The organism is Peribacillus sp. BM1, from assembly GCF_056679975.1.
Genome location: NZ_CM155259.1, coordinates 3,642,209 through 3,667,937 on the forward strand (window position 1 = coordinate 3,642,209; position 25,729 = coordinate 3,667,937).

Below are 25,729 nucleotides of genomic sequence, written 5' to 3' on the forward strand. Positions count from 1 at the left end.
GAATGCGTTTTTTCCTATTACCCTGATTTTTACTTTGACTTTACATAGCTTTCGAAATAAAAGAGGGAATTCAATCGTTCAATTTATAGCTAACAGTTATTCACTCGCCATCTTAATAGTCGTCCGGTACAACAGTTCCGTTCCTAGCGATATGTCCTCAATGGTAGAAAACTCTTTCGGATTATGGCTAATACCATCCTTGCAGCGCACGAAGATCATTCCATATTCACAAACGTACGACATCGCAAGAGAATCATGAAATGGTCCGCTCATTAAATCAATTGGATTTAAACCGATTTGCTCACTTTCTTCTCTCATGACATTCATAATTCTTTCGGAACAATAGCGTGGCTCACTATTGGTATCTTCTGTGATTTTACAAATTAATTGATGCTCCTCTGTGATTTCCGTAATTCTTGTTCTTAATTGCTTTTCAATTCTATGTCGTCGGTCGATATCAATATCTCTTAAATCGACTGTAAAACTCACCTTCTCTGGGATGATGTTCCGTGAGTCTGGAAAAATATTCATACTTCCTACAGTACCAACTGTAGGAGCCGAACAATCTGCGCTGGTTAGTTCATTTAGTGCTACAATGATCTTCGCTGCTCCAACAAGGGCATCCTTTCGCATTGGCATTGGCACTGAGCCAGCATGACCAGCAAAGCCCTCTAATTCTACCGTTAACCATAATGGTCCCGAAATACCCGTAACAATTCCAACAGGTGTATCCTTCGCTTCTAGAACAGGTCCTTGTTCAATATGCATCTCAAGAAACGCCGCTATCTTTCCTTCTGGATATTCCGACTCCTTTAATTTAGTAGGGTCACATCCGAAATGAATTAATGCCTCTTTTCTTGTGATTCCATTTTTGTCAGTCCGTTCTAATTCACCATCTTCTAGTTTCCCAAGTATCCCTCTGACCCCAAATAACCCCTTATTAAAACGACAACCTTCTTCATCCGAAAACGCTACGACTTCAATGGGCATACTTGGTACGATGTTTTGCTCTTGCATAGTTTGAACGACTTCAAGTGCACCGAGTACCCCGATGACACCATCAAATCTTCCGCCATATGGCTGTGAATCGATGTGTGAACCTAGCATCAAAAAAGGGGCTTGTGGATTTTCTCCTTCTAGTCGGGCAATTAGATTTCCGAAATGATCGATTCTTGCCGTTAGTCCAGCATCTTCCATCCATTGTTTCACTGTTAGAACCGCCTGTTTATCCTCGTCTGACAGTGTAAGCCGACACACTCCTGTCTCAGCAATTTTTCCAATTTCCGAGAGGTCTTTGATGTTTTGCTCTAAGCGGTTTTTGTTTATTGTTAAAGTTTGCATAACGTTGTACGTCCCACCTCCACCACAGATCAACATTTTAAATAGCTTTTAACTCTTCTATTAAAATTTTAATCATAAATTCTAAATCTTCTTCTGCAATATTTAATGGTGGAGCTAGCGTAATCACATTGTTATATCCTGCAACTGTGGCTCCATTTTTTCCGATAATGAGACCTTTTTGTTTACAGCCTGCAATGACTTTATTGACTAACCCGGCTTCCAACGGTTCTTTCGTTACCCTATCTTTGACAAGTTCAATCCCTACTAACAAACCTTTGCCTCTTACATCGCCGACAAATGGATGCTCTTCTGTAAGTGTTGATAAGCAACGTAGTAAATATCCTCCTAATTTTTTGGATCGATCAAATAATTTTTCATCATCCATAATTTCAAGGTTCTTTATAGCAAGAGCACATGCAGCCGGATTCCCACCAAATGTATTAATATGGCGGAAATAATCATATTCTTCTGAGCCTTTAAACGCCTCATAAATTTCTTTTTTCACAGCGGTTGCCGATAAAGGGAGGTAGGCACTTGTAATCCCTTTGGCCATTGTAATAATATCCGGTTTAACTCCGTAATTCATGAAGCCAAAAGGTTTCCCTGTACGGCCAAAGCCGCAGATTACTTCATCTACAATTAGTAGAGCTCCGTGCTTTTCACAGACTTCTTTGACTCCTGCCATATAGCCGTCAGGTGGAACTAAAATGCCGCCTCCTGTAATAATCGGTTCCATGATGACACCAGCGATCGTTTCGCTTAACTCCCATGTCATCACTCGATCAATATCTTTCACGGACTCCAATTCTGTAGGCGGACAGTCAGCATGATCATTAGAGCGATATAAATCTGGTGGTGCCACATGAATGAATCCAGGAGCCAATGGTTCATATTTATATTTACGCTGTGCTTGACCCGTTGCCGCTAAAGAGCCCATTGAATTCCCATGATAGGCTCGATACCTGGAAATAAATTTGTAACGGGCATAATCGCCTTTTTGTTGGTGGTACTGTCTCGCTAGCTTAAATGCTGTTTCATTTGCTTCTGAGCCACTATTGGAAAAGAATATGACATATTCGCCGCCTAGCATTTCGTTTAACTTTTCTGCTAGTTTAATGGCGGGAGTATGACTTTGGGTAAGTGGAAAATAAGCCATTTCTTTTAACTGTTCATAAGCGGCGTCAGCCAATTCTGTTCTTCCATAGCCAACATTTACACACCATAAACCAGACATGGCATCTAAATAGCGCTTGCCCGTATGATCGGTTACCCAAGATCCTTCCGCCTTTTCAATAACCATTGTAGAGCCAGGGCTATATGGCTTCATCGAATGCCAAACATACTCTTGATCTAACGCATGGATATCGCCGCTTTGCTTAATCTTCGCCATTTCATTCCACCTCTCACATTTAATCGGCATATCTCGACGTAATCATCTTTTTCATTCATACCCAGGTGTCCATAAAAGGAATCCTTCCACCCAGATAATGAGGAATGATCCTATTGGTCTATAAATGTTGACTATATGTTTTCTGTTTGTTGTTTGATCAAAATAACGGAAAAATACTTACGTGCTTCAGGTGTTATAATGTGTAACGTTTCATTATTACTTTCGCCTTCATGATTTTTCCTTTTTTCAAATTCTACAAAAGCACCACTCAAGTTTTCCGTAATATGTTTGATTTTAAACCCCTTTTGTAGGAGGTTATCGATTCGATCTCGCTCTTGTAAGAACTGTTGGTACTCGGACATTTTCTTTCTCTCCTTTTTCAAAAATATATTCAAAAAAAGGCGGACAAAGACCAAAAATGATTATAATTGTGAATCAACACTTTCAGGAACAACGGCCGTTTCTTCCCCTATATCAATGACCCAATCACGGCCAACTGTAATACCCAAATATTTTTCATCACTTGGATCCGTAATTTCTGCTTGTCGATATTTCTTAAACCACCAATATTTTGCCAAAAAGTAATAAATCACTGCACCAACCACAAAACCGACTAGAAAGGAATAAGCGGGTAGCCAATAGGCAGCAAAACCACCAATCACCCAAGCAATCATTCCCGCCATATTAAATCCATTCATATATTTAAATTGGCCATGGTCTTCATAGAGTTCATGCACATTCACTCGTCTCTTACGAAGTGCATAATAGTCCGTAAATAAAATTCCTACAATCGCAGACAAGATTCCCCCAATAATAAGGAGAGCTGGGATGATAACATCAAATAAATTCCATGGTTGTACGATGATCCCAATGATACCCGCTATAATAACTCCTGCCCAAAACGGTACTTTTGGTCCTCCTACATTGGAGAAAATCGTAGCGGCTGGGACTACATTGGCAGACGTATTTGTAGACCATTGCGCAAACACAATCATCAATAAAAGAATTCCTAAAATAAAGCCACTTGCAGCTTCTTGGAGTGCAGCAACAGGATCAAAATTAGATACTGCGATATATGAAACGGCACCGATAATGATCATAAATGTGTTGACAATCGGCATGACAATAATACTTCCTACAATTTGCGATTTATTTCGTTTAAACCAATTCCGTTCGTTTTTTGGAGCTTTAAAAAATCTGGATAAAGAAGGCATATCAGCTGCCATCGTTGCCCAAAAGCCCATATTACTCATAACAACAACCATAAAAGCTGTTAGAGCAGCTCCCCCTGCAACAGGACTTTCCACCCATGACCAAATCCCTCTTCCTTGTTCCATTGCTTGGTCAGAAAGGGATGTGTACATCCATGCAGAAATAAGAATAATGATTGGTGCCGCTAAATCGGCAAAGCGCTCAATTGCCTTAATTCCGAGGGCCGTATTGACTAATTGAACAGCTGCAAATAATAAGAAGCACACAAACCAATTATCAAATTCAAAGAGAATGTTTAAGATTCCATTCATGGCCGTTGCTCCGAAAAACGTATTGAGACCGAACCAACAAGCAGCCGTTACGCCACGTACTAAGGAAGGGATATGCGTACCGATGGTTCCAAATGGCGCCCTCATATAAACAGGAAAGGAAAGGCCATGTTCAATGCCAATATCACCAATAATGGTCATGAACATCCCAATTGCAACAGACCCAATAAGTGTTGCAACAATCACCCATCCTAACGGTAAACTTTGAACGCCTGCACCACCTATTGCAAATGCGGCTAAAACCACCGCCATCCCTACCCAAATCACTGCAAAACCTTTCGTTCCTATCTTTCTATCATCATGTGAAATCGGCAGTAAATCTGGAGACTTGAGATAATTCCCACTCTTTTTCATTGAAGCACCACTTCTCTCTGTTGTTTTTTGTAATATTCCGGGCAATTGTCACATAAGACACGTTAGCCATGCTGTGAGAAAAGAAAGGAGAGGTTACTAAACATTTGCTCCTCCAACTATAAAAATTGATCTTTATATAATGGAAAAGGGAACGGGCTTCACTAATATAAACATTATTACCGATGGAAAGTTAAACTAGATTTGTTGTTTCTGATTGATCGTTTGTACCATACTGCTTTCGTTTCAAATACTGGCCAGCGCCTAATTTTCCGACAAATTTCTTATCTCGGATGACAAATTCTCCTCGAGATAATACCGAAATAGGCTCTCCTGTCACTTTCATGCCTTCAAACGGATTGTAATCAACCGCCATATGGTGTGTTTCTGCAGAAATCGTTCTCTCAACGGTTGGATCAAAAATGACAATGTCCGCATCCCCCCCAACAGCAATCGTGCCTTTTCTTGGATATAGGCCGAACAATTTAGCCGATCTTGTTGATATAAGGTCAACGAACTGATTGAGTGATATTCTGCCTTTTTTTACCCCCTCTGAGAAAAGGATGCTCACCCGCTCCTCAATAATTGGCCCCCCGTTCGGAATTTTTGAAAAATCACCTTTGCCAAGATCTTTTTGTCCATTGAAGTCAAAAGAGCATTGATCAGAACCTACTGTTTGCAGTTGCCCCGTTTTTAAAGCATTCCACAACACGTCTTGATTCCATTTTTCGCGTAAAGGCGGGGACCAAACGAATTTTGCCCCTTCGAAATTCGGTTTTTCTAAGTAGGACTGATCCAACACTAAATACTGCGGGCAAGTTTCACCCCAAATGTCAATTCCATTATTTCTTGCTTCGGCAATTTTTCTAGCCGCATCCGCACAAGACACATGAACAACATAAAGTTGCGAGTTGGCTAACCCAGTTAAGATTGCTGCTCTTCCGGTCGCTTCCCCCTCCACTTCAGAAGGTCTTGTTAAAGCATGATAAATTGGATCGGTATGGCCTTGTTCCAATGCTTTTTTCACTAAATAATCAATGACATCGCCATTTTCTGCATGTACCATGACGAGCGCTCCAAGTTCTTTTGCCGAAATGAGTGTACGGAAGAGTGTTTCATCATCGGCTTGCATCACATTTTTATAAGCCATAAATACTTTAAAAGATGTAATCCCCTCCTGTTCGATCACTTTAGGAAGTTCATGTAACACATCTTCATTCATTTCGACAATCTGCAGGTGAAAACCGTAATCAATCACCGCTTTCTGATTTGACTTTGCATGCCAAGTTTCGATCGCACTTTGTAATGTTTCACCTTTATTCGTTAAACAAAAATCAATGACCGTTGTCGTACCACCAAAGGCTGCAGCAATTGTACCGGTTTCAAAATCATCTTTTGTTACCGTCCCGCCAAACGGCATTTCTAAGTGAGTATGCGGATCAATGCCACCTGGGAACACATAACATCCTTTTGCATCAATGATCTCTGCATCATCAGATGAAAAATGCTTGCCAATTTGACTGATTACCCCATTCTCAATGAATAAATCTGCATGATACGTATCCGTCGCCGTGACAATCGTGCCGTTTTTTATTACTTTTTTCATAAGTATCCTCCAATTTATAATAATTTGAATATCCAGTTTTATTTAGTCGATTCACATGAAACTACACCCAGCGCTGCTTGGCGTTCATTCCAGGTCATTGGTGGAAGTCCACTTGGTATTTCAATCATGTCAATTGCACCATCCACTGGACATACGATTGAACATAAATTACAGCCAACACAGTCCTCTTCTCTAACTTTTAATAGGCTGTTTCCCGAGGGATCTTTCAACATGTCGATACATTGATGTGACGTATCTTCACAAGCAATATGACATTTATTACAATTAATACATATATCATTGTTAATTTTTGCAACGACTTTATAGTTCAGATCGAGATCGCCCCAATTTGAATATTTCTCTACAGACTTTCCTACCAAATCCATTACTGAGGCAATTCCTCTTTCATCTAAGTAGTGATCCAATCCTTCAATCATATCTTCTACGATTCTAAAACCATGGTGCATAGCCGCTGTACAAACTTGCACACTAGTTGCACCCATTAACAGAAATTCAACAGCATTTTGCCAGTTAGAAATTCCTCCTATTCCAGATATCGGGATATTAATTCGAGGATTTCTCGCACATTCGCCAACCATATGAAGGGCAATCGGTTTGACAGCAGGTCCACAATAACCACCATGCGCTCCTATTCCGCCAACATGTGGGATGGTATTCCAAGAATCAATATCAACCCCTGCTAAACTGTTAATCGTATTGATCATGCTAATCGCATCAGCGCCACCTTTTACAGCGGCTTCGGCCGTAACCGTAATATCTGTTATATTCGGTGTCAGCTTAACGATTACAGGGGTTTTTGCGGCCTCCTTCGCCCAATACGTTTGTTTTTCCACTAATTCTGGTACCTGACCTGAAGCAGAACCCATCCCTCTTTCAGCCATGCCATGAGGACAGCCAAAGTTCAGCTCTAACCCATCTACTCCCACGTCTTCTACCCTTTTTACAATTTCATGCCATTTTTCTTGGCTAGGTTCTACCATCAGCGATGCAATGATCGTATGATTAGGAAACCGCTTTTTTGTTTCATATATTTCCTTTAGGTTTACTTCCAGCGGTCGATCGGTGATTAATTCGATATTATTAAAACCCGCTACTTTTTGGCCATTGAAGCTAACCGCTGCAAAACGCGATGTAACATTTAATATCGGATCACCCAATGTCTTCCATACGGCTCCTCCCCAACCAGCTTCAAATGCACGTTGGACTTGATACCCTGAATTGGTTGGAGGAGCAGAGGCTAACCAAAATGGATTGGGGGATTCAATGCCTGCTAGATTAATACGTAAATCAGCCATGATTTTACCTCCTTATTAGTAAGATGTGTTTTGGATTATGATGTTTCTGTAACAGAATGAAACAATAATTTATGAATGGCATGGGCTGTTTCTTTTCCTTGCTGCGCAGCTGATACAACCATTGCTTCGCCCTGCCCTTTTCCAAAAATCACATCGCCACATGCAAACACCTTCTCATTAGATGTCTGAAAGGTGTTTTGATCAATTTTGATAACTCCACCATTATGCTCTAACGCAAATTCTTCAATTAGGTCTACATATCTTGATTGTCCAATTGCTTTGATAACCGCATCGACTTCAAGTGTGAATTCAGAACCTTCAATTGGAACTGGACGGCGGCGACCATCTTCTCCAGGCTCACCTAATTCCATCTTGATACATTCGATTCCCTTTACATGCCCTTGCCCGTCGCCAATGATCCGTTTTGGAGCAGTAAGCCATCTAAATTCAACACCATCTTGTTTCGCAAATTCATATTCAAACTTGTAAGCTGTCATTTCTTCGATTGTCCGTCTGTATAAAACTTTTACATTTGCAGCACCAAGACGAACGGAACAAGTTGCTCCATCAATCGCTGTATTGCCTGCTCCGATCACAACGACTCGTTTTTTGAGAAACTGGTTGGAAATAGGTTTTGTTTTCGTTTCTTTTACAAATTCAATCGCATCATACACACCAGCTAATTCTTCCCCGCTAACCCCTATATCTGAAACACTAGACATGCCAATTGCTAGAATAACAATGTCATAGTTTTCAAGGATTTCTTCTACTGATATATCTTTACCTACTCGCGTATTTGTACGAATAGTCACTTGTAAGCTTTCTACTTGCTTTACTTCCCAATAAGAGATTTCTTTAGGGAGTCTGAATGAAACAATGCCATACGTGTTTAATCCACCCGCTTTTTCTTCTGCTTCAAAAATAGTAACTTCATAGCCTAATCGTCCAAGCTCCCGGGCACTAGCCAAGCCAGCTGGACCTCCGCCAATAATGGCGACTGTTTTACCGTTCTTCTTACCTGGTTGGAACAAAATCTGCTCATTTTGTATCGCCCAGTCTGTTGCATAGCGCTGTAAGTTGCCAATCATGATTGGTTTTGTGGTATGGTTTAGTACACAAGCACCTTCACATAATTCTTCAGTCGGACATACACGAGCACAGCTTGCCCCAATCGGGTTCGCCGTCATAATCGTTTTGGCCGACCCTAACACATTCCCTGACGCAATTTTTTTAATGAATGTCGGAATATCAATTCCTGTTGGGCAAGCAGTAATACACGGAGCATCGTAACAATAGAGACAACGATTCGATTCTTCCATTGCTTCCTGTTTTGTTAACCCAGGATGAGCTTCTTGAAAATTCCTACTTAAATCTTCAACTGAAATTCTTACTTGATTTACGTTACTCACAATAACAACCTCCCTTTAGAGAAGATCCTTACCCCCTACTTTTCCCCCTCATAATAGAAAGGGTTTTACTACCTATATGATGTAAAGCTCCCATTTGAAAATTCATTTATTAAGGTAATAACTCGGACATTTCTTGATACGTTTCCGGTCTTCGATCTCGGTAAAATTGCCATGTATCACGAACTTCTCGTATCATTTTTTTATTCATTTCACCAATGATTACTTCATCACAGTCGCGACTTCCCATTGCGACAAAGTTCCCTCTTGGATCAACAAGATAAGATTGTCCGTAAAATTCCCCCATATTCCATGGCCCTTCTGTTCCTACTCTATTAATGGCACCAAGATAATAGCCATTCGCTACAGCATGTGCAGGTTGTTCAAGCTTCCATAAATATTCAGAAAGTCCAGCTACTGTCGCAGATGGATTTAACACAATCTCCGCACCTTTTAGTCCTAGTATTCTCGCACCTTCTGGAAAATGACGATCATAGCAAATATAAACTCCTACTTTTGCAAACGCAGTGTCAAACACCGGATAGCCCAAGTTTCCTGGTTTAAAATAGAACTTTTCCCAGAACCCATAGCCTCCGTTTCCAACTCCTACATGTGGGATATGTTGTTTTCGATATTTCCCTAAATAAGCTCCATCTGCATCTATGACGGCTGCGGTATTATAGTATGTTGCAATTCCTTCTCTCTCATAGATTGGTAAAACAATAACTACACTTAATTCTTCTGCTAAAACCTGAAAAAGTTTTGTCGTTGGGCCGTTCGGAATTTCTTCCGCTGCATCATACCATTTCGTATTTTGCTCAGAACAAAAATAGGGACCATAAAAAATCTCTTGTAAACAGATGATTTGTGCACCCTTTTCTTTTGCTTCCCTGACAAGCTTTATATGCTTTTCAATCGCTTGCTGCTTGTGAACCTCCACAGGTTGGTTTCCATCCATATCATTCGAAGCTTGAATAAGACCAATTTTCACGTTATCTGCCATAAGTAATCCCTCCTCAAATATGTTATGCATGTACACTATAAATATATGAATAATTTTTCTACGCTTGATGAAAACGCTCTCAAAAAAAGATAGCTAAATTAGCAGATCACGATCTATCTAAATGTGATGGCATTATGCATTTTGTTAAATCAGGTAATCTGTTAGTCATTCATGATGTAACATACAAGAGCATGAAAAAAAACATCTCCATATATACCACTGAAAGAAACTTTACCACGGTTCAACAGGCTGTAATCCCCCACTGATGGAAGTATGACTTTTTTCATAAAATACTTAATCATGCATCTCAATTCCTACATGAGCGATATTAGGATACTAGTTGCGATCTTTCGTCATATGTCCCAAGCTACATTCACTTAACACACCTTGATTTCATCGACATTTTTAAAGGTCTGACCCTGTGGGGGAAATTTTCTTTCGTTTTATACATATAAGACTAGATCATGGTTGTACAAAAATACATAAATTGTAATAAATTGAAACTTCAATCAGTGTTGAAGGGAAGATCTAACGCATGAAGAAAATGAAAAGAAGAAGCATACGAAAGGGAAGAGTGCTAGATGGATTTTTTAACGATCTATATTCGGAATGACGCATTGATTTTGATTCCCGTCTTGTATTTTATTGGACTATTTTTGCGTCAAACACCATTTATTCCAGCATGGAGTTATGCTTGGATTCAGGTTAGTTTTGCCATAATGTCTTGTCTGCTTTATTATGGATTTGCGATCACGTCTGTTGTACAAGGAATCCTTGTAACAGGTGCAGCGGTGGTATTTCGGGATTTAATCCATAACACACTCTACGGAATTAACGAAAAGAAATCCGGGAAGCAATGGGACCCATATAAAGGAGGATTTGTACCTAAAAATGAAGTGAATAAAGAAGATAAGACCAGTGAATAGTCAAACTGGTCTTATCTTCTTTCAACCATTACTTTTTAAAAAACGCATTTTTCCCAAGCGTTTCTACCGTATTAGGAAAAAGTGTATGAATCTTACTAATCGCATTCATGAAGCGTGGTAAATTGATCTCGCGTTTTTTCGTAAGCATCGCTGACACGATTTTATCCGCCACATATTCTGGCTGTAGGATAAATTTTTCGATATTCTTCACATATGTTCCGCTTTCATCGGCAATGTCGAAGAAGTTTGTTGCAATCGGTCCTGGATTAACGGTTGTCACATGAATTCCATCACGCATTCCTTCCAGACGCAACGCATTGGAATAGCCAATCACTGCAAATTTAGTTGAAGAATATAGAGTAGACTTTGGCGTTGCAATCTTTCCTGCCATGGAAGCAACATTGATGATATGACCGGATTTCCGCCTTTTCATCGCAGGAACGACCATTTTCGTACAAGCCATCAAGCCGATTACATTTACTCGGAACATGGCTTGAATTTCGTCAGTATCTGTTTCGTCGACTTCTTTAAAAGTGCCATACCCAGCATTATTCACGAGAACATCGATTTCTCCAACGTTTGCATAAATCTCTGTAAACACTTCAACAATCTTTTTCATATCTGAAACGTCTAAGGTATACGAATATGCCACATCTCCATACTGGCTGTTTAGCTCATTCCTTAGCTCCTCTAATTTATCCGTATTTCGTGCAAGCAGAACGACACGTGCTCCCTGATCTGCCGCCTTCTTCGCTATTTCTTTGCCAATTCCACCTGAAGCGCCAGTAATGACGACGCATTTATTAAGTAATCTACTCATTGTCTACCTCTCGATTCACTTATTTATTGAATATATAGATGTCCCGAATTGATTTTCCTTTTTAATTTCTCCTAATGCCTCTAAATAGTCAAGTTGACCGACTGTTTCAGAAATCGTTAAGCCAAGCTCTCTGCGATATACTCTCGGAAAAAGCTGTTTACAAATCTCAAACCCCGTTTGCGGCTTAGCTTCGATCATTCGTTTGACTTGCATAGCACGCCCATGCTGTCGAGCTAAATTATGGTTGATTAATGCATGCGTATCGGAAATATCCCTACCATGTCCTGAATGGGTGAGTGAAATGGGAAGCTCGAGCCACTTCCTAAGAGAGTTATTGTATTGATTTAATGGCTCGGGACGACTTTCATTAGATGAAATCGGTGGTTCTAATATAGGATTTGGTGAGATTTTATCCAGCAGATGATCCCCACCAATCATAATCCCATCACTTTCCCGATAAAGCGAAATGTGACTTTGGGCATGCCCAGGCGTTTCAATAACGCGAAAGCCAGAAAGACCAGGGATTTCATCTCCTTCTTGCAAAAATGATTGCACCGTACGCTTACTAATATACCTTCCCGAACCGCGATAATTGTTCATCGAAGTGATCATCTCTTCGGATACACCTAGTTCCTTTCCAATATTCAAGTAAAACAAGTCAAGTGTCTCTTTGAATTCTTCTGTCAGTTCAAGCCATCTTTGATTGTAAGCATGTCCAAATACCGTTGCCTGTTCAGGAAAAAAATCAATGCCACCAGCATGATCAGGGTGATGATGAGTGAGCACGATTTGATCAAAATCACTTATCAAGTGCCCTAAATCACGAAGACTTTTTTCTAAAACTTCTTTTCCTTCACGAGTTCCCGGTCCTGCATCTACAAGTGTAAGTGTATCCCCTTTGATTACATAAACATTTACATCGCCAACAGAATAAGGAGTCGGGATCGATAGTTTTTCAATTTCCGCATCTAATCTTGTCATATGAATTCCACCTTTACTATTAAAAATAAAAAATTATATGTAAAATTTCAATGCGAATCGTTTTTTAATTAGGATATCGTTTATATTTTACATCTCGTTTATATAATTGTCATTATTTTCACATAATAATTCATAAAATTATCGTCATGTCTATTGACAATAGATTGAGACTTCCATCATAATTTATAAAGTGAAACTTCAAGCAGTGGGGCTTTCTTCATCCTCCACTGCTTGTTAGTTAAACCAATCGGGCTTTTACGGGCTGTTTCCTCCATCTACACTCTTCGATTCTTCTAAGCATCGAGGTGGAGGTATTGACTTTCCGTTAATGCGGGATAAATAGTACCGGGACTGTTTCCTAGTAAAGGAATACAGAACAGCTAAATTCTATGCACATCCCAATATGTAAATAGTAGGCGATGAATAAGACCAGTACATAAATTATGGTGCAAGAGAGTGAGGCTCATCAGGCTGCAAGGCTTCACCACCCGCTGTTTATCGAACCTCCCTTATGAGCCATCAGGTAAACCTGACGTCGGTCCGGCGATAACGGACTGTGAGCTGCATCTTTCAAAAAGAAAGATGAACGAAGGTGGTACCACGGAAGTTATGTCTTTCGTCCTTTATTGGATGAAAGGCTTTTTTATTTATTCAAAAAAAGGAGCGAATGAAATGAACAAAATCACATGTATCGGCATCGGTTCAATGGCAGAAGCGATTATATCAGGCATGATCGCAAGAGGTGGAGTCAATCCTACACAAATTAAAGTAGCAAATAAATCAAATCAAGAACGGTTAGCTTATGTAAAACAACAATATGGGGTACATGGTCACACATCTCTTGAAGCTGCTCTAACTGATGCAGATGTAGTACTTCTTGCGGTGAAGCCTAAAGACGTACTTGCTGCGTTAACAGCCGCCCGCCCCTATTTAACTGAAAATATGTTGCTCATTTCCGTAGCGGCAGGTGTTAATCTAGCAAGCCTTGAAGAAATTATTGAAACGAAAATGGCGATTGTCCGGGCCATGCCAAACACCTCGGCTGCTGTCGGCTTATCGGCTACTGCTCTTTCCGCTAATTCACTAGCAGGAAACGCACAGCTTCAAATAGCCATTGAACTATTCAAATCCATCGGCACTGTGTCCGTTGTCGAGGAAAACAAATTAGATGCCGTAACTGGTCTTTCAGGCAGTGGCCCTGCCTATATTTACTACGTAGTGGAGGCAATGGAAAAATCTGCCCAAGAAATCGGCCTTGATCCTGTGACCGCCAAACAGTTGATTATCCAAACCATTCAAGGAGCAGCAGAAATGCTGAATCAATCACCAAAAACACCAGCAACGCTCCGTAAAGAAGTAACCTCACCTGGAGGTACGACAGAAGCCGGACTTAAAGTATTAGAAAACTTTCATGTCCAGAATGCTTTTATCGCTTGTATTGAAGAAGCAACCGAACAAGCAAAACGGATGGGTGATGAAATCTCTAAAGAAATAAAAAAGGAGATTTCCAGTCTTAATTTCTAACGGATAATCAAATTTTTGGCAGAATCAAAATGAAATTGATATACTAGCGATAACTTAATCCAAGGAGTTGAACAAAATGAGCGCTAAACTATTTTCACCTTATACAATTAAGAATATTACCTTAAAAAACAGAATTGTGATGTCGCCAATGTGCATGTATTCCTGTCCTGCTGAAGATGGAATTGTGCAAAACTGGCATAAAACCCACTATACAAGCCGTGCAGTCGGAGGTGTAGGCTTAATTATCGTTGAAGCCACAGCCGTGACAGAACAAGGAAGAATCTCTCCGAATGATCTTGGTATTTGGAGTGATGAGCATGTATCAGGACTATCGGAACTTGTTTCACTCATAAAAGAACAAGGAGCGAAAACCGGGATACAAATCGCTCATGCCGGTCGTAAAGCTGAACTGAAAGAAGAAATTATCGCGCCTTCAGCCATTGCGTTTAATGATCGTTATCAAACTCCAAAAGAAATGACCAAAGAAAATATTCAAGAAACGGTTGTTGCTTTTCAAAAAGGAGCAGAACGCGCCAAAAAAGCAGGCTTTGAAGTGATTGAACTTCACGGCGCCCACGGCTATTTACTCAATCAATTTCTATCACCGATCAGCAACAAACGAACGGACGAATACGGCGGCTCTGCCGAAAATCGTTATCGGATTGTAAAAGAAACCATTACTGCTGTAAAAGAAGTTTGGGATGGGCCATTATTCATCCGAATCTCAGCCAATGACTATTTAGAAGGCGGCATGACTCCCGAGCAGTATATCGAAATTGTAAAATGGATGAAGGAAGATGGCGTCGATTTAATCGACGTAAGCTCTGGCGCAGTAGCACCTGCCCGCATTCATACATTTCCAGGCTACCAGGTTTCTTTCAGTGAAACCATTAAACATGGTGCAGAGATTGCGACAGGCGCAGTCGGCTTAATCACTTCTAGCATTCATGCAGAGGAAATCCTGCAAAATGACCGCGCAGACTTAATTTTTCTTGCACGTGAGCTGCTCAGGAACCCATACTGGCCACGAACAGCCGCACAAGAATTGAATGCTGAAATCACACCACCCGCACAGTATGAGAGAGGCTGGTAAAACAGCAACACAAGCGTCTTGTTCTTAACAACAGGCTACAATAAGCCAAGCAAGAAATATGAGAGGTCGTTTCCTCTACATATTTCTTGCTTGTTTATGATTTCCTAGATTTAATCTACTTTATCTAGAAACAAGAATTCATTATTAAGGAATGCTCCCTGGTTCTTGCCACCAAGTAAATTTTACAACCATTGCAAAAATAAGAGCCTAAAAAAACTTGGTATGATCAACCAAGTTTTTGTCGATATTTATAAACATAAATCTTTTCCGCAAAAAAACTTACAACCAAACCTATTATTAAAGGAACGAATGAGCCAGTTGAAATGATGAAGCCATTTGCGTTATCTATATACTCGTGGTGAAACATTAACCACGGGATAGAAAACAAATGACCAATTAAGAAAAGTACAACTGTCGTTAATACAAGCGATAAGAAGGTAACAATAAAACTCTTTAATTTCATCATAACACCTCCTAAAACTATTTAAACAGCATTCTGTTTTGTTGTTAATATTATACATTCAATTATTTGTTTAGCCACAATCTTTTAGAAAAGAGCCTTTAAAATAGACTTACTCTTAAAGGCAGCCCCGTTTCCAATCTCACTTTCGTTTCTTTCAAATGGGAAAGATCCCCTTTTTAGTTTCTAGATACTTGAGCTTTCGTGATACAACCTTTAGACGTTTTCTAAAACAACAGCGATTCCTTGTCCACCACCAATACAAAGGCTTGCGATTCCAAAATGTCCACCCCGCCGTTTGAGCTCGTACGCTAGTGATAATAGAATTCGCGCTCCACTCGCACCGACTGGATGACCTAGTGCAATCGCACCACCATGGACATTCGTTTTATCACGGTCAAGCCCTAGCTCCTTCTCAACTGATAAATATTGCGCAGCAAATGCTTCATTTATTTCGACTACATCCATGTCAGCAATCGTCAATCCAACCTTATCCAATGCTTGACGGATTGCTGGGGCGGGGCCTATTCCCATAATTGAAGGGTCTACACCAGCCACTCCCCATGACACAATTCGCGCGAGTGGTTGTACACCTCTTTCGCCCACAGCTCTTTTACTTGCAACAATAACAGAAGCTGCACCGTCATTAATCCCACTCGCATTTCCTGGTGTCACGGTTCCATCTGTTTTAAATGAAGGTTTTAATGACGCCAATTTCTCTGCTGTTACATCCCCTTTTATATGTTCATCCACGGAAATAGACTTGGTGCCTTTCCGATGTGGAACTCCAACAGGAACAATTTCTTTCGCAAAAACACCGGTGTCTCTCGCTTTGGCTGCACGTTGTTGACTTAACAAAGCGAACGAATCCTGTTCTTCTCGGGAAATCGAGTAGATGGATGCCAATTTTTCCGCTGTCATGCCCATTCCACTGCCTGCATACTCATCCGTTAATGTACTTTGCAACATATCGTCAAAAACAAGCGTCCCGTATTTCGAGCCACCAAAACGCGCGTTGAAATTCGCAAAAGGTGACATTGACATATTCTCCGCACCACCAGCAAGCACGATTTGAGCCTCGCCTAATAAAATATGCTGTGCAGCAGATACAATCGACTGTGCACCTGAACCACATAAACGATTCACAGCGTATGCGGGAACCTCAAAAGGCACATCCGCCTTTAAGCCGATATGTCTCGCCAAATAGGATGCATTCGTATAGGAATGAATAACATTCCCATAAATGACATGATCTACATCTGTTGGCTGTATGTTTGCTCTTCTTAAAGCTTCCCGTGCTGTCGCTGCCCCTAAATCAGCTGCCGAAACTTGAGCAAAGGATCCTCCAAAACTCGTAAATGCCGTTCGAGCCCCTTCTATTACATACACATCACTCATGCATCTACCTCCTCCTCAACCAAGTATCAGAATATTCAATATATAGTAGAATTATAACCGTTTAGTTTTTTAAGTCTAGATTTTTCTGAACAACCTCTATAATTCAAAGTGTTTTTATTCCTCAAAATTTCCTCTTCTCACACTTTATTCTGCATTAACGGGCAGTAAGACCCCCACCTCAAGGCTTAGAGAATCGAAGAAGCGTAGGTGGGGGACCACTGCCCAATCTAGTTGCGGCTCCTAGCCCCTCCGAGGTCATAAGATGAAATACTCTGTGGCAAACTACGCCACGCCGTATTTCATCTTATGCTTGTCAGGGCTGGGCAGTCGCCTCACTTTTTATGTAAAATCCCGATTGGTGAGATACAGTGAAACTTAATTTTGTGGTTTTCAAAGGCATAGTTGAGGCCCACAGGATGTGGGTCACACAGACGTTGCCGCAGGATGCGGCGTACTTAGTCTGTGATTCATTGATTCGGGTTCGTACTGTCGATTGGTCGAAGCGAAAGCGAAGATCTTAGCGACAATAGAACGGGACTAACAATCAGTGGGGGATGAAGAAAACCCCACTGATTGAAGTTTCACTTTATATAGATTTCCTCATTCATAGGAGAGTTGAATTCTTCAAAGCGAAATCGACATCTGTTAAAAAATAAGGGGCAAATCCACTTTCTTTGCCGAATCTAAACTTGTTTTGTCAGAGGGAAAGGAAATCAGCGAAAGAGGAAGAATTGTATAGTCATTAGGAGGGATTTTTAATGAAAAATTCAGGGTCAGTAGCAAATGAATTAGGAATTTCTCAAAGTACGGTACAGCGTTGGGTCACAGCATGCAATATGGAGATTGAGCGTAATTCACATGGTCACTACTTATTTACGGACGAAAACATACAGCAATTGAAACAAATCCAGCAGCAATTAAACGCTGGATTAGTTCTCCAGCAAGTTGAACTGGGAGAGAAAAAGAGTAGAAAAGGAGCAGTCAAGCCAACTGTTCAACCTCCTGAAAATCAGATTGTCATAGAAAAACTTCTGACAACCGTTCAGGAGTTAGAAAGACGACTCGATGATAAAGCCGATAGCGTAGCATCTTACCAACTCCTTCAACATCGTCGAGAAATTGAAGATCTAAACAAACAGATTGAAAGCATGGCTAAACGGATTGAAGCGCTTGAGACTGGAAAAAACAATGAAAAAGGGATGTCATTATCTAGTAATCCACTTGTCTTTGACGGAAAAAAAGCACCAAAAAAGCAAAAACGACGGCATATTTTCCAACTTTTATTCGGCTAATCAAGCTCCGGGCAGAATCTTCTGCTCTTTTTTTATACCTTCACTGTGAAGGTAAGTCGTGCTCTCGAGACAAAGTCATAGAAATAAAACAAACAGTGCAATTTTCAGTATTGATCGCCTACTATCCCCATTCAGTCAAAGCTTATTTGCATATCAATCTGCAACGTTTAGATAATCATCAAACATTCCTATTTTTCATAAAAGATTGACAATCAAAAAATTCATGATACTATTTAGACAAATGACAATTAAATAAACAATTTTTACCACTAGGGGTGCCTCTTGAATGGGAAATGGAAAGCTGACAAAGATATTTGAAGCTTCTTATGACCGAAAAGGCTGAGATTAAAGTGAGACTTTAAGACCCTTAGAACCTGATCTGGATTATACCAGCGTAGGGAAGTGGGGGCGTCTATACTGAGGACACCTATTTTGTAACCAATCAAAACCACTTTCTTATGCTAAAAAGGAAGTGGTTTTTTATTTTTTAAAAGAAGATACTGGGCAATTTCATATATCTATCTGTGTCTCACTTACTACTAATAGAAAAAATGGAGGGCAAATCACATGACATTTTCAAAGGAAATTCGTAAAGAAGTTGATCATATCTGGGAAGCAAGCTTTCACCACCCGTTTGTTAAAGGAGTTGGAGATGGGACACTCCCACTCGCCTGTTTTCGCTACTATGTGATGCAAGATGCTTATTATTTATCTCATTTTGCTAGAGTACAAGCTTTAGGGGCAGTAAAAGCAACAGATTTATACACAACGAGTCGACTTGCCAGCCATGCACAAGGAACGTATGAAGCTGAGCTATCGCTCCATGACAATTTCTCTAAACGATTAGGCATTACTGAAGAGGAAAAGAAGAACTTTAAACCTGCACCTACTGCTTATGCATATACGTCACATATGTATCGTGCTTCCTATTCAGGACATTTAGGTGACGTAATTGCGGCAATCCTGCCATGTTACTGGTTATATTATGAAATCGGTGAAAGACTAAAAGGTTGTACACCAGAAGAACCGATTTATCAAGAATGGATTGCTGCATATGGCGGCGATTGGTTCCGGACATTGGTAGACGAACAGATTAAGAGAATCGATGAGATTGCTAACAAAGTGACTGAGGAAGATAAACTACGAATGAAAGAGCATTTCATCCTTAGTAGTCAATATGAATACTCTTTTTGGGAAATGGCGTATCAGTTAGAAACGTGGCCGGTTCAAAAAAAAGTACTAGAAGTATAATAATCCAATTCTAAAAAAGGAGATTCATAACATGACAAAAGGGTTAAAATTGACAGACATATTAGTGACGATTGTAATTGCCATTGCATTTGGCATTGTCTATATTCTTTGGGGTTCCGTATATTATGCTCTAAAACCAATCGGCTTACATGCCGACCAATTTATGTATGGCATGTGGTTTATTGCGGCTAATGTTGCCTTTTTTATCATCCGTAAACCAGGTGTTGCATTGCTTGCCGAAATTGCAGCGGCGTCCGGTGAATTTCTTTTAGGTTCCCCATGGGGGCTAACCGTGCTTCTGTATGGCGTTGTCCAAGGTTTGTTTGCAGAGCTTGTCTTTATGGCTTTCAAATATAAACGATTTCATATTTCCGTAGCGATATTGTCGGCTATCGCTGCATGCTTAGGATCGGTCCTAATGGATTTCGCCTATGGAGAAATCGGTGATCTTGCTGCTTGGAATTTAACATTATTTATGTTTGCTAGATTTCTCGGGTCTATTCTCTTTGCAGGTGTGTTTGCTTACTATTTAGTGAGAGTTTTAGAAGCGACAGGCGTAACAAATCTTGTTCGTCCAGCATCAAGTAAAGATTATGCTGAACTGGATCAAAAGTAAGGGTGGATAACTATGGAACGAATTGCACATGTTGAAAAGTTACGATTGAAATTCCCTGGAGATGCGTCCTTATTATTTAAGGACTTCTCTTCTACCTTTTACAAAGGGGAAAAAGTTCTCCTTCTCGGGCCATCAGGTTGTGGAAAATCGACGCTTTTACAAGTTTTAAGCGGCTTAATTCCTCATTCGATTGACGTTCCCATGAAAGCTGAGGCACTTTTATGTCCCTCTTCATGGGGGTATGTTTTTCAAGATCCTGATAGTCAGTTTTGCATGCCTTTTGTTGATGAAGAAATTGCATTCGTTCTTGAAAATATGAACGTTCCAAAACAACAAATGATTGAGCGAATCCATCATCACTTACAGCAGGTCGGTTTATCTCTACCAGATATTCATACTAACATTCAAACACTATCTGGAGGCATGAAACAACGCTTAGCGATAGCATCGATCTTGGCCCTAAAACCAGACGTATTATTTTTAGATGAACCAACAGCGATGCTTGACCCTAAAGGAACGAAAGAGATTTGGAATGTATTAAAAGAAGTCGGCCAAGAAAAAACATTGATTATTGTAGAACATAAAATTGATCATGTCCTAGAATTCATTGAACGAATCATTCTTTTTAATGAAGAAGGACAGATTATAGCCGATGGACCAAAAGAAGAAATCTTATCAACGTATCAAAATGAAATGAGGGAACAAGGAATCTGGTTTCCAGGTATTTGGGAAGAGTATCTAGAAACTACCTCCCTCTTACGTTCGAGGACGCCCTTTGAAAAAAAGGAGAAAGTATTAGATGTGCAAAGCTTTAAAGGATTTAGGCAAAAGGAAGAAAAAATCCGGGTAGATCATTTGCAAGCTTATTCAGGTGAATGGATTGTTATAAAAGGCGAAAATGGAGCCGGCAAGAGCACTCTTTTACATGCTTTCATGCAATTTATCAAAACAACAGGACATTGTGAATTAGTAGGAAGCCCGATAAAAAAAGGAAAAAAACATGCGGATCTCGTGACATTTGTGTTTCAAAATCCCGAATTTCAATTTGTCGCAAATGCAGTCTATGAAGAAATCGCCTACTCATTAAAGATAGACAAAAAGGATACCCGAGAAATAGAAGGTAAAGTCGAAGAACTTCTAGAACGGTTCTGGCTAGTAGACCATCGTAATAAACACCCATATCAATTATCGATGGGACAAAAACGTCGTTTAAGTGTAGCTGCATCGATTGTAAAGGAACAAAAGCTAATTCTTTTAGACGAACCTACTTTTGGCCAAGATTCCAAAAACACCTTTGCGTTACTTGAATGGATGGAAGAACTCAGACAAAAAGGTACGACGATTATCATGATTACCCATGATGAACAGATTACAAACAACTTCGCAACAAGAATCTGGACAATTGATGCTGGGAAAGTGATCAGCGATGAAATGCAAAGTATGAACATGAAGACTGAATTAGTATCCGTGTAATGGAGGAGCGTCATGCAATTAGATTTTTCAAGTAAAGAAACATGGCTACATCGGATTAATCCTAGCCTTAAGTTATTCGTATTAATGATGTTGTGTATCGTTGTGTTATCGGTTCATGATTTACTATTTATGATGAACTTTACAGTTATCGTCTTGATTTTATTTTTGTGTTTTACAGGACAGCCGCTCAAACGAATTTTATTACTTTTCATTCCTTTTTTTGTTGTATTTTTATCGACTTCTTCTTCGATGATTTTATTTGGACAAGGAAACACCACTTGGTTTAAGTGGGGGCTTATTCATATTACCGAAGAAAGCTTTTTTAGAGGACTTCTTGTTGGTTTTCGTGCATTACTATTTGCAGTACTAGGACTAACCTTTGCCTTAACTACGAGACCCGTCTATCTGTTCTATTCTTTAATGCAACAAGTCAAACTCAAACCTAAATATGCTTATAGCTTTATGGCAGCCTTGAGATTAATTCCGATCATGCTGGAAGAATTTCAAACGATTCAAAATGCTATGAGAGTGCGAGGAGTGGTCAGACAAACAGGGATACAATCCGTTTTTTTTAAAATGAAAGCTTATGCCATCCCGATGTTATCAGGGAGTATCCGACGTGCACACCGGATCGCTGTGGCCATGGAAGCAAAGCGTTTTTCCGATACGAAGAACCGAACGTATTATTACGAAATCGGTTTTTCTAAGCATGATCTTGTATTCATTTTATATTTTGTCATCTTACTTTTGGCAGGGTATTATGGAGCGGTTAAGGGGATTTGATGTTTTTGATATACCAACGATCTTTTTTAAAGGATGTTGAATGGTTGAACTTATAGATCGCATACATACATCGACTTAAGATATTCGACCCACATCTCCATAAAAAAAGCAGTGAGATTTCAAAAATATCTCACTGCTTCTATATTCATCATAATAACATTTTCCTTTTTTAAATCAATACCGCTCGATCATTCAGCATTTTTTCACCTTTGATTCGTTGGAATTCATGAAGAAGCTTCTCTACGGTTAACTTTTGCTTTTCTTCGCCTCTTGCTTCAAAGATAATTTGACCTTTATCCATCATAATTAAAGAAGTACCAAGATCAAGGGCTTGTTGCATATTATGCGTAACCATTAATGTCGTTAGATTGTTTTGACTAACAATCTCCTTTGTTAGGTTAGTAACAAGGTCGGCACGTGATGGATCGAGTGCTGCTGTATGTTCATCAAGAAGCAATATTTTCGGATTCGTGAAGGTCGCCATCAATAGTGACAATGCCTGCCGTTCACCGCCTGAAAGCATACCCACTTTCGCATTCATTCGGTTTTCCAATCCGAGGTGTAGCGTCTCGAGCTTTTCTTTATAAAAGCTGCGACGACTTTTCGTGACGCCAAATTGCAAGCCTCTTTTATTCGTTCTGCCATAAGCGATTGCCAAGTTTTCTTCAATCGTCATATGTGGCGCAGTTCCAGCCATCGGGTCTTGGAAAACACGACCAATCATTTTGCTTCGCACATACTCATCAACCGGCGAAACATCTTTACCATCTATGATCACTGAACCTGCATCAGGGATCAGCTTTCCGGAAATCATATTCATTAGTGTCGACTTACCGGCACCATTGCTACCGATGACGGTCACAAATTCACCTTTTGCAAGGGTAAGCTCGAGAGATTTTAGCGCTAGCTTTTCATCTGGAGTTCCTTGGTTAAACACTTTATATATCTGATTTAGCTGTAGCAACCTCTTTTGCCCCCTTCACCAATGTTTGCTGCAATTGCAGTTCTTTCAAGCGTTTCTTCTTCATGCTTTTTTCTTTCTGCTTATCCTTTAACTGCGGAATGATTAGGGCACCGATGACAATCGCTGCGGTGATTAATTTTACATCCCCTGTTTGTAAGAATTGAACTTGAAGCGCGAGTGCAACGACAAGTCGGTATACAATCGCACCGCCAATCACAGCAAGCGTAGCTCGTGCAATCGTTTTTGCTCCAAAGATCGCTTCACCGATAATAACAGAAGCAAGGCCAATGACAATCATGCCAATCCCCATGCCAATATCGCTAAAGCCATTGTATTGGGCGATGAGAGAACCAGAGAAAGCGACTAGTGCATTACTAATTGCAAGTCCAAGCACTTTCATGTTATCAGTATTGGTGGAAAAGCTTTTCACCATCGATTGGTTATCACCAGTAGCGCGGATAGCAAGCCCAATTTCTGTTTTTAAGAATAGCGATAAGGCAAATTTTATGACTAGTGAAATGACGAGCATAATAAATATAATCGCCCATGTGCTCGGAACAGAATTTCCAAGTCCTAGCAGTTCCATTCCTTTATTAAAGAAGGCATCCAATCCTGTTTTTGCCCAAATTTCCTTAACACTCGTAATGATCGTTGATTCCGAAAATAACGGAATATTAGATTTGCCCATAATTCGTAAATTAATCGAGTATAAGGCAATCATCATCAAGATCCCAGAAAGTAGCGGATTGATTTTCCCCTTTGTATGCAAGAGACCTGTAATCGAACCAGCTGCAAAACCCGCTAGTATGGCTGCTACCGTTGAGATAATTGGTGAGTAGCCATTTACAAGCATAATTGCCGTGACAGCTGCTCCCGTCACAAAGCTACCATCAACTGTTAAATCTGGAAAATCAAGAATCCGAAATGTCAAATATACGCCGAGAGCCATGATTGCATAAATCAGTCCCGATTCAAATGAACTAAAGATTGCTGTAGGCATCCTTTCATCCCTTTCTTAGAAGCTTATACTTAGATGTTTTTAATTTTTATTTAATAAATTCAGCTTCTGATTTCCATTCTTTCTTCAATTCGACTCCCATTTCCTTCGCTGCCTTTTCATTTATGACAAGTTTAAGATTTTGCGGATATTGAACCGGAAGCTCGGAAGGTTTTTTTCCGTTTAATAGAATGTCTGCAGCCATTTCCCCTGCTTCATACCCGATATCGTGGTAACTGAAACCATATGCCGCAAATCCACCGCGTCCAACAGAATCCAATTCTCCAACAAACAGCGGAATATCTTTTTCATTAGCAACCATAATAACCGATTCAAGCGCTGCTACAACCGTGTTATCGGTTATGATAAAGAAGGCATCTGCTTTGCCAACGAGTGATTCAGTGGCTTGCTTCACATCAGCAGACGTCGCAGCTGATGCTTCAACTACTTTAACTCCATGTTTGTCTGCTTCCGCCTTTAACATATTAATCTGAACGATTGAATTTTGTTCTCCGGAATTATAGACTGTTCCAATCGTTTTCGCACCAAGCTCTTCTGCCATAAACTTCACAGAATTAGCAATCGCATCAGGATGCGCATCTGTTGTTCCAGTAATGTTTCCTCCAGGTGCTTCAAGAGATTCAACTAGTTCAGCTGCTACTGGGTCAGTTACAGAAGTAAAGACAATTGGGATGTCCTTGTTACTGTCCTTTGTTGCAGTTAATGCTCCCATAGCACTTGGCGTAGAATTAGCAAATATCAAATCTACATTTTTGCCTACGAAATTTTGCGAAATCGTTAACGTGTTATTTTGATCTCCCTGTGCATTTTGTGGGTCATATTTTGCATTGATTCCTTTATCTTTCAATGCTTCCTGAAACCCTTTATAGGCTTCATCAAGTGAAGCATGCTGCACAAATTGAGACACACCAATTTGATAGGTTTTTTCCTTAGACGTTTCTCCAGAATCGCCAGAACTGCTAGTATCACTTCCACACCCTACTAACAATACACTTGCCGCTAAACCGACCGCCGTTGTTTTAAGCCATGTGTTTCTCATAAATATATCCCCCTATTTCCTTTATTGCTTTTATGCTTTGTTGAAATAAATTATACCCAAATACCTAGACTAATTACAATACAATTCTAATTTTTCCGATAATATTTTAAAATAACAAATAAAAAAACCGTTCAAGA

The 25,729-nt window shown here is 40.0% G+C and carries 23 protein-coding genes and 1 riboswitch; of the genes, 8 read left to right on the forward strand and 15 right to left on the reverse strand.

Annotation, left to right across the window (positions count from 1 at the left end):
- Positions 1–96 precede the first annotated feature (96 nt).
- The 8 genes from AC1MGI_RS17560 to AC1MGI_RS17595 form a co-directional block, all read right to left on the reverse strand.
- Positions 97–1,341 carry a M20 family metallo-hydrolase gene (locus AC1MGI_RS17560; RefSeq protein ID WP_480346618.1) on the reverse strand — a complete coding sequence of 415 codons (1,245 nt, stop codon included), beginning with the start codon at positions 1,339–1,341 and terminating at the stop codon, positions 97–99.
- A gap of 37 nt (positions 1,342–1,378) precedes the next feature.
- Positions 1,379–2,731: an aminotransferase gene (locus AC1MGI_RS17565; protein ID WP_480346620.1), complete on the reverse strand. Its 1,353-nt coding sequence runs from the start codon at positions 2,729–2,731 to the stop codon at positions 1,379–1,381.
- A 131-nt stretch (positions 2,732–2,862) separates the two neighbouring features.
- Entirely contained in the window at positions 2,863–3,093 is a 231-nt protein-coding gene (locus AC1MGI_RS17570) for a hypothetical protein (protein WP_480346621.1), read from the reverse strand.
- 60 nt (positions 3,094–3,153) lie between these two features.
- Positions 3,154–4,626: an NCS1 family transporter gene (locus tag AC1MGI_RS17575; RefSeq protein ID WP_480346623.1), complete on the reverse strand. Its 1,473-nt coding sequence runs from the start codon at positions 4,624–4,626 to the stop codon at positions 3,154–3,156.
- A gap of 190 nt (positions 4,627–4,816) precedes the next feature.
- Positions 4,817–6,229, reverse strand: coding sequence for a dihydropyrimidinase (gene hydA, locus AC1MGI_RS17580; protein ID WP_480346625.1), 1,413 nt, complete (start codon positions 6,227–6,229; stop codon positions 4,817–4,819).
- Positions 6,230–6,267: 38 nt separating this feature from the next.
- Positions 6,268–7,545, reverse strand: coding sequence for an NAD-dependent dihydropyrimidine dehydrogenase subunit PreA (gene preA, locus AC1MGI_RS17585; RefSeq protein ID WP_480346626.1), 1,278 nt, complete (start codon positions 7,543–7,545; stop codon positions 6,268–6,270).
- A 35-nt stretch (positions 7,546–7,580) separates the two neighbouring features.
- Entirely contained in the window at positions 7,581–8,954 is a 1,374-nt protein-coding gene (locus AC1MGI_RS17590) for an NAD(P)-dependent oxidoreductase (protein WP_480346628.1), read from the reverse strand.
- A 109-nt stretch (positions 8,955–9,063) separates the two neighbouring features.
- Positions 9,064–9,954 carry a nitrilase-related carbon-nitrogen hydrolase gene (locus AC1MGI_RS17595; protein WP_480346630.1) on the reverse strand — a complete coding sequence of 297 codons (891 nt, stop codon included), beginning with the start codon at positions 9,952–9,954 and terminating at the stop codon, positions 9,064–9,066.
- A 581-nt stretch (positions 9,955–10,535) separates the two neighbouring features.
- Here AC1MGI_RS17595 and AC1MGI_RS17600 point away from each other — a divergent pair.
- Complete coding sequence (locus AC1MGI_RS17600; protein WP_480346631.1) at positions 10,536–10,880, forward strand: phage holin family protein; 345 nt, start codon at positions 10,536–10,538, stop codon at positions 10,878–10,880.
- Between the two features lie 28 nt (positions 10,881–10,908).
- Here AC1MGI_RS17600 and AC1MGI_RS17605 read toward each other — a convergent pair whose 3' ends face one another.
- Both AC1MGI_RS17605 and AC1MGI_RS17610 read right to left on the reverse strand, forming a co-directional pair.
- Entirely contained in the window at positions 10,909–11,700 is a 792-nt protein-coding gene (locus tag AC1MGI_RS17605; RefSeq protein ID WP_480346633.1) for an SDR family NAD(P)-dependent oxidoreductase, read from the reverse strand.
- 15 nt (positions 11,701–11,715) lie between these two features.
- Positions 11,716–12,681, reverse strand: a complete 966-nt coding sequence (locus AC1MGI_RS17610) for an MBL fold metallo-hydrolase (protein WP_480346635.1) — start codon at positions 12,679–12,681, stop codon at positions 11,716–11,718.
- A 672-nt stretch (positions 12,682–13,353) separates the two neighbouring features.
- On the opposite strand from AC1MGI_RS17610, the gene proC reads away from it, so the two are divergent.
- On the forward strand, positions 13,354–14,205 hold the full coding sequence (proC, locus tag AC1MGI_RS17615; protein ID WP_480346637.1) for a pyrroline-5-carboxylate reductase: 852 nt from the start codon (positions 13,354–13,356) through the stop codon (positions 14,203–14,205).
- Positions 14,206–14,281: 76 nt separating this feature from the next.
- Positions 14,282–15,298 (forward strand): NADPH dehydrogenase NamA, encoded by a 1,017-nt coding sequence (namA, locus tag AC1MGI_RS17620; protein ID WP_480346639.1) that lies wholly within the window; start codon positions 14,282–14,284, stop codon positions 15,296–15,298.
- 226 nt (positions 15,299–15,524) lie between these two features.
- Here namA and AC1MGI_RS17625 read toward each other — a convergent pair whose 3' ends face one another.
- A complete protein-coding gene (locus AC1MGI_RS17625) occupies positions 15,525–15,764 on the reverse strand; it encodes a hypothetical protein (protein ID WP_480346641.1) in 240 nt (79 codons plus the stop codon).
- A gap of 210 nt (positions 15,765–15,974) precedes the next feature.
- Positions 15,975–17,156 carry an acetyl-CoA C-acetyltransferase gene (locus tag AC1MGI_RS17630; RefSeq protein ID WP_480346643.1) on the reverse strand — a complete coding sequence of 394 codons (1,182 nt, stop codon included), beginning with the start codon at positions 17,154–17,156 and terminating at the stop codon, positions 15,975–15,977.
- A gap of 758 nt (positions 17,157–17,914) precedes the next feature.
- On the opposite strand from AC1MGI_RS17630, the gene AC1MGI_RS17635 reads away from it, so the two are divergent.
- The 5 genes from AC1MGI_RS17635 (at position 17,915) to AC1MGI_RS17655 (ending at position 22,571) form a co-directional block, all read left to right on the forward strand.
- Complete coding sequence (locus AC1MGI_RS17635) at positions 17,915–18,448, forward strand: MerR family transcriptional regulator (RefSeq protein WP_480346645.1); 534 nt, start codon at positions 17,915–17,917, stop codon at positions 18,446–18,448.
- A gap of 261 nt (positions 18,449–18,709) precedes the next feature.
- Positions 18,710–18,866: riboswitch (TPP riboswitch) on the forward strand.
- Between the two features lie 149 nt (positions 18,867–19,015).
- Positions 19,016–19,699: a thiaminase II gene (gene tenA, locus AC1MGI_RS17640; RefSeq protein ID WP_480346646.1), complete on the forward strand. Its 684-nt coding sequence runs from the start codon at positions 19,016–19,018 to the stop codon at positions 19,697–19,699.
- Between the two features lie 22 nt (positions 19,700–19,721).
- Positions 19,722–20,315, forward strand: coding sequence for an ECF transporter S component (locus AC1MGI_RS17645; protein WP_157279409.1), 594 nt, complete (start codon positions 19,722–19,724; stop codon positions 20,313–20,315).
- 12 nt (positions 20,316–20,327) lie between these two features.
- Positions 20,328–21,788: an ABC transporter ATP-binding protein gene (locus tag AC1MGI_RS17650; protein ID WP_480346648.1), complete on the forward strand. Its 1,461-nt coding sequence runs from the start codon at positions 20,328–20,330 to the stop codon at positions 21,786–21,788.
- 12 nt (positions 21,789–21,800) lie between these two features.
- Positions 21,801–22,571, forward strand: a complete 771-nt coding sequence (locus tag AC1MGI_RS17655) for an energy-coupling factor transporter transmembrane component T family protein (protein WP_480346649.1) — start codon at positions 21,801–21,803, stop codon at positions 22,569–22,571.
- Between the two features lie 169 nt (positions 22,572–22,740).
- Here AC1MGI_RS17655 and AC1MGI_RS17660 read toward each other — a convergent pair whose 3' ends face one another.
- Genes AC1MGI_RS17660 through AC1MGI_RS17670 form a run of 3 tightly spaced genes read right to left on the reverse strand, consistent with a single transcriptional unit; the run spans position 22,741 to position 25,592 of the window.
- Entirely contained in the window at positions 22,741–23,535 is a 795-nt protein-coding gene (locus tag AC1MGI_RS17660; RefSeq protein WP_480346651.1) for an ABC transporter ATP-binding protein, read from the reverse strand.
- Positions 23,510–24,535: an ABC transporter permease gene (locus AC1MGI_RS17665; protein WP_062178327.1), complete on the reverse strand. Its 1,026-nt coding sequence runs from the start codon at positions 24,533–24,535 to the stop codon at positions 23,510–23,512. The genes AC1MGI_RS17660 and AC1MGI_RS17665 overlap by 26 nt, the downstream gene beginning before the upstream one ends.
- A gap of 46 nt (positions 24,536–24,581) precedes the next feature.
- Positions 24,582–25,592: an ABC transporter substrate-binding protein gene (locus tag AC1MGI_RS17670; protein ID WP_480346654.1), complete on the reverse strand. Its 1,011-nt coding sequence runs from the start codon at positions 25,590–25,592 to the stop codon at positions 24,582–24,584.
- Positions 25,593–25,729 lie beyond the last annotated feature (137 nt).